Below are 5,256 nucleotides of genomic sequence, written 5' to 3'. Positions count from 1 at the left end.
GGTGCCGGCCCCGGCCATCGGTGGCAGCAGGACCCGGGGGGCCAGGTCGCGGACCCGGTCGGCGGCGTCGACCAGGTGCTCCAGGGCCGCCCCACCGGTGGCTAGAACCCGGGAGGCCAGGCCTCGGGCGGCCAGCCCGGCCCAGATCCGGGACCTGAGCTCGGTGGTGGCGGACAGGACGGCGTCGTGGGTGGCCAGTCGTTCGGCGTAGCGCAGCACGGCGCGGCCGATGCCGAAGAAGCGGACGCCGACGATGGCGACCATCAGGTACATGATTCCCGGCTGCTCGCTGGCGCGCACGATTAGCCAGCCCGACAGCGTGGTGAGGGCGGCGGCGAACAGGGCTGAGGCCGTCCCCAGGGCCGCTGCCCCCAACATGCGCCAGCGAGTGGAGGCGAGGAACGCCCTGAGCTCGCCCAACGCACCACCGGAGGTCTCGGCGAGTGAAGAAGTGAACGCCTCGCCCTGGCGATCGGAGGCCTGCTGCTCCTCCGGGGCGGTGGTTCCTGGCTGGCGATGCGCCCCCTCCCCGCGGGGGCTGGCGGGCTGCCCCAGGAGCACTTTCTGGTCGGCGAGGGCGGTGATCTCGGTTTCGTGGGAGGCCAGGATCACGGTGGTGGTGCCGCGCAGGTTGTCGATGAGGTTTCTGATGCGGTGCGCGTTGGTGGGATCGAGGTGGGCGGTGGGCTCGTCGAGGAGCAGCAGCCGGGCCCCGGCGGTGATGCGGACCAGGCCCCGGGCCAGGCCCAGGCGGCGCAGTTCCCCGGGGCTGAGTTGGTTCGGGTCCGCCTCGGCCAGCCCGGTCAGTCCGACTCGCGCGAGGGCGTGGTGGGTGGAAGCGGTGTCGTGGGCGTAGAGCTGGATCTCGTCGAGGACGGTCTCGCCGACGGTGTGGATGTGCTGAGGCACCCAGGCCACTGCAGCCGGGTCGATCCCGTGGATGGTTCCTTTTTGGGCTTCGATGGTTCCGGCGAGGACCCCGAGCAGGGTGGATTTGCCGCTGCCGCTGGGGCCTTCGACGCTAGTGATAGTTCCGGAAGGGATTTCGGCGTCGAGACCGGATACTGCTGGGGAGGGCCGTCCTGGGTAGCGCACGACCACGCCACTGATTCGCACCGCGGGTGCCTGGTCCGCTGGGGTGTCCGGCTGGGGGTTGATCGTTGCGGGGTTCGATTCCGGTGGCGTCGGTCTGCGGATGTCGGGGGCCGGGGGCTCGGCGACGATCTCACGGGAGCAGTGCAAGGCTGCCATGCCGTCCTGGGAGGCGTGGAAGGCTGCGCCGAGGTCGCGGAAGGGGGCGAAGCATTCGGGGGCGAGGATGAGGGCAATGAGTCCCACCAGGAGGTCGAGGTCACCGTAGACGAGGCGCACGCCGACGAACACCGCCACGACGGCGACCGAGAGCGTGGCGATCAGCTCGAGCACGAGCGCGGAGAGGAACGCGGTGCGCAGGGTCACCATGGTTGTGTGCCGGTGCTGCTCGGAGACATCGCGCAGCGCCGCAGCCTGCTCCTCGATCCGTCCCAGGCCCACGAGGACGGGCAGTCCACGGGCGAGTTCGACCAGGTGGTGGGAGAGTCGTTGAAGGGCGGCGGAGGACTCCTCAGCCTTGTCCTGGGAGTGCAGCCCGATCAGTGCCATGAACACCGGAATCAGGGGCACGGTGAGCACGATGATGAGGGCGCTGACCCAGTCGGCGGCCAGGATCCGCGCCCCGACCAGCAGAGGCACGGTGGTGGCGGCGGTGACCGAGGGCAGCACGCGCGCGTAGTAGTCGTCGAGGGCGTCGAGGCCGATGGTGCCCACAGTGGTCGTGGCGCCGACGTCGTGGCCGCCCCCGGCCAGGAGGCGGGTGGCGAGTTCTCGGCGCAGCCCCCGCTTCGCCCGACCGGCGGCGCGGACGGCGACGACCTGGGTGGCCCAGGTGGTTGCGGCACGCAGCAGCCCGGCACCGACCCCGACCAGCAGAGCCCGTTGCCAGGCCGCCGTGTCATGAGCGATGACCCCGACGATGCCGCGGGCCAGGGCTTCGGCCATGCCGATCAGAGCCAGAGCCTTGAGCGCTCCGAGGAGGCCGAGGGTGAAGACTGTGGCAGCACCACCGGGGCCCAGCGGGGGACGTTTCATGCCTGCTGGTTCCCGTCCGTGCCCGTCCCCGGCACACCCTCACGTCGGGTACCCGCGGCGCGGCTCGGGGCAACGGCGGGAAGGACGGGGTGGGGGGCGGGAAGATGGCCGGTGGTCAGGCGCCGGCGGAACACCCAATAGCTCCAGCTCTGAGCGAGCATCACCGAGGGCAAGCCGATGGCCGCCACGACGGTCATGACCCCCAGGGTGTAGTCGCTGCTGGAGGCGTTGGCCACCGTCAGGTGGTGGGCGGGGTCGATCGTGGAGGGCAGGACCACGGGGTAGACGTTGGCGAAGATTGAGGTAAGGCCGCAGAACAGCAGTGCGGCGGAGCCGGCGAAGGCGCGGCCTTCCCGGCCCAGGCGGGCGCTGGTCCACCCGAAGAGCGCGGCGACGACCGCGGCACCGACCAGGGGCCAGGTCCAGGCCTTGTCGTGGAGCACTTGAACGGCCAACACCCACACGGTGAGCGGCACCAGCGCGGCCGGGCCGAAACGGAGGAGGAACTGGCGGGCACGCACCCGGACCGGGCCCTCGGTCTTCAGTCCCAGGAAGGCCGAGGCGTGCACGAGGCAGAAACCGACCAGCGCCAGCCCACCGAGCAGCGCGTAGGGCGTGAACCAGGCGAAGGCCCCGCCGACGCGGTCGCCGTTGGCGTTCAGCGGCAGGCCCGTAGTGGTCAAAGCCAAGGCAGCACCGAGCCCGAAGGCGACCAGGAACGATCCCCCGCCCAGGGCCCGGTCCACCCACCGCCGCCACCGGTCGCTGTGGACCTTGCCGCGGTACTCGATGGACACCGCCCGGAAAATCAGCCCGACCAGGACGAACACGAAGGGGACGTACAGGGCAGAGAACAAGGAGGCGTACCAGTCGGGGAAGGCGGCGAAGAGCCCGGCGGCTGCGGTGATCAGCCACACCTCGTTGCCGTCCCACACCGGGCCGATGGTATTGAGCATCTGCCGGCGCTGGCGCTCATCGCGGGTACTGGTGAGCATGAGCATCCCCACGCCCAGGTCGAAGCCGTCCAGGAGGATGAACCCGGTCCACAGCACCGCGATGGCGATGAACCAGAGAGTGGGAAGCAGTTCCATGTCAGGGGCCGTTCTGTGGTCGTCGGGCTCAGTAGGCGAAGGCCAGCACGTCATCGCGCCGACCGGTCATGCCCTCGGGATGGGCGGGGTCATCTTCGTGGTGGGCGAGCTCGGGCATGGCCGAGGCGACCCCGCCGCGCACGTAGCGCACGAGCAACCTCGTCTCCACCACCAGCAGGACCGCGTAGATCAGCCCGAGGGTGATGAGGGAGAAAAGGATCTCCTCCCCGCTGACTCCCGGGGAGACGGCAGCGGCGGTGTACATGTACACCCCGTCCACACCACTGGGGTTGGGATTCGGGACGACCACGAACGGTTGCCGTCCCATCTCGGTGAACACCCACCCGGCAATGTTGGCCCCGAAGGGTGCCAGGATGGAGGCCACCGCCACCCACATCAAGGGCTTGGAAGCCGGGACGGTGCCCTTCCGGGTGAGCCACAGCGTCAGCGCCGCGAAGCCGGCGGCGAGCATGCCGAAGCCGATCATCAGGCGGAACCCCCAGTAGGTGACCTCCATTAGGGGCAGGTAGTCGATCTTTTGGCCGGCCCGTTCGCCGTACATGGGGTCTTCAGGCAGGTGGGTGCCGTAGGCGGCCTCGTACTGTGGGATGAGGGTGTTCACGCCCTTGACTTCGGTGTCGAAGTCCCCGTGGGCCAAAAACGACAGCAGGCCCGGGATCTCGATGACGTTGGTCACCTGGTCACAGTCCTGGGCTCCGAGCGGGCCCACGGCCAGCACCGAGAAGCTGGTGCCATCGTGGCAGGCCGCCTCAGCGGCGGCCATCTTCAGCGGCTGCTGGTCGAACATGAGCTTGCCCTGCAGGTCCCCGGTGGCGGCGACCCCGCCGAAGGCGACGGCGGCGACCACCGCACCGATGCGCAGGCTGGACAGCCACACCGCGTGGTCGACCCGGTCCCGCCCGGGAATATCGGCCCGCTCTCCCACGACCACGGCACCGGAGTCGTCGACGGTGTCGATGTTGTCCCGGCGGCGCTGCCACAGCTGGTACCAGGAAACCCCGATCAGGAACGCCGCGCCCACTGCCACCGCTCCGGCCAGGGTGTGGGAGTAGGCCACCAGGGCCGTGTTGTTGGTCAGCACCGCCCACACGTCGTTCATCACCGGGCGGCCGTCCACCATCTCCACGCCCACCGGGTGCTGCATCCAGGAGTTGGCGACGATGATGAAAAAGGCCGAGACCACGGAGCCGAGCACCGCGGTCCACAGCGTGGCCAGGTGCAGCTTCTTGGGCAGGCGGTCCCAGCCGAAGATCCACAGGCCCAGGAAGGTGGACTCGAAGAAGAAGGCGAGCAGGCCCTCCATCGCCAGCGGTGCGCCGAAGACGTCGCCGACGAAGCGGGAGTACTCGCTCCAGGCCATCCCGAACTGGAATTCCTGCACCAACCCGGTGGCCACGCCCATGATGAAGTTGATCAGGTAGAGCTTGCCCCAGAACTTCGTCATCCGCAGCCAACGCTCGTTGCCGGTGCGCACCCACATCGTCTGCATGAGCGCCACCAGCAGACCCAGCCCGAGCGTGAGCGGGACCATCACGAAGTGGTAGACGGTGGTGATCCCGAACTGCCACCGGGCGATCTCCAACGGATCCATGGGTTGTCCCCCAAGCCTTTTTACAGTGGTGTAGAAGTAGTTCTACGAGTCGTAGAACTACTTCTACACCACTGTAGAACACGTGGGTCGGTCCGCTAGAATCAGCTGGTGGCAACCAACGAATCGAAACGTGCAACCTCCTTAGGTGACCTGGAGCGATCCATCATGGAGATCCTCTGGCAGGCGGACACCCCCCTGTCGGCCTACGACCTCCAGGACCAGCTCCCCCTAGCCACCGACAGCGGTCGCCCCCGCGCCGCCACCACCGTGCTCACCGTCCTGTCCCGCCTGGAGCGCAAAGGCTTCGTCACACGGGAACGCACCTTCCGCCCCCACCGGTACCACGCCGCAGCGTCCCGCGAAGAGCACATGGCCTCCCTCATGCACGAGGTCCTCGGAACAGCCAACGACCGGACGTTGAGATCG

4 protein-coding genes are annotated in these 5,256 nt (G+C 68.8%); 1 reads left to right on the top strand and 3 read right to left on the bottom strand.

The features are described 5' to 3' along the window. From cydD to L979_RS10605, 3 genes are all read right to left on the bottom strand, one after another. Nucleotides 1-2,127 (bottom strand): thiol reductant ABC exporter subunit CydD (gene cydD / locus L979_RS10615; protein WP_047692183.1); only part of this gene is annotated, 2,127 nt, incomplete at its 3' end. After that, nucleotides 2,124-3,218, bottom strand: a complete 1,095-nt coding sequence (gene cydB, locus L979_RS10610; protein ID WP_019311286.1) for a cytochrome d ubiquinol oxidase subunit II — start codon at nt 3,216-3,218, stop codon at nt 2,124-2,126. The genes cydB and cydD, both read right to left, overlap by 4 nt. 28 nt (nt 3,219-3,246) lie before the next feature. Further along, a complete protein-coding gene (locus tag L979_RS10605) occupies nt 3,247-4,830 on the bottom strand; it encodes a cytochrome ubiquinol oxidase subunit I (protein ID WP_019311285.1) in 1,584 nt (527 codons plus the stop codon). 108 nt (nt 4,831-4,938) lie between these two features. Here L979_RS10605 and L979_RS10600 point away from each other — a divergent pair. Beyond that, nucleotides 4,939-5,256: BlaI/MecI/CopY family transcriptional regulator (locus L979_RS10600; RefSeq protein WP_231559507.1), on the top strand; the 318-nt coding region annotated here is incomplete at its 3' end.

The sequence above is a fragment of the Kocuria sp. ZOR0020 genome (assembly GCF_000800955.1).
Classification (GTDB): Bacteria; Actinomycetota; Actinomycetes; order Actinomycetales; family Micrococcaceae; genus Kocuria; species Kocuria subflava.
Note: the sequence above shows the minus strand (reverse complement) of the source record. Positions and strands in the feature narration are given on the sequence as shown.

What these genes read in the sequence shown, in the direction of transcription:
- L979_RS10605 (WP_019311285.1), bottom strand. Translation starts at nt 4,830, where the DNA reads ATGGATCCGTTGGAGATCGCCCGGTGGCAGTTCGGGATCACCACCGTC.
- cydB (WP_019311286.1), bottom strand. Translation starts at nt 3,218, where the DNA reads ATGGAACTGCTTCCCACTCTCTGGTTCATCGCCATCGCGGTGCTGTGG.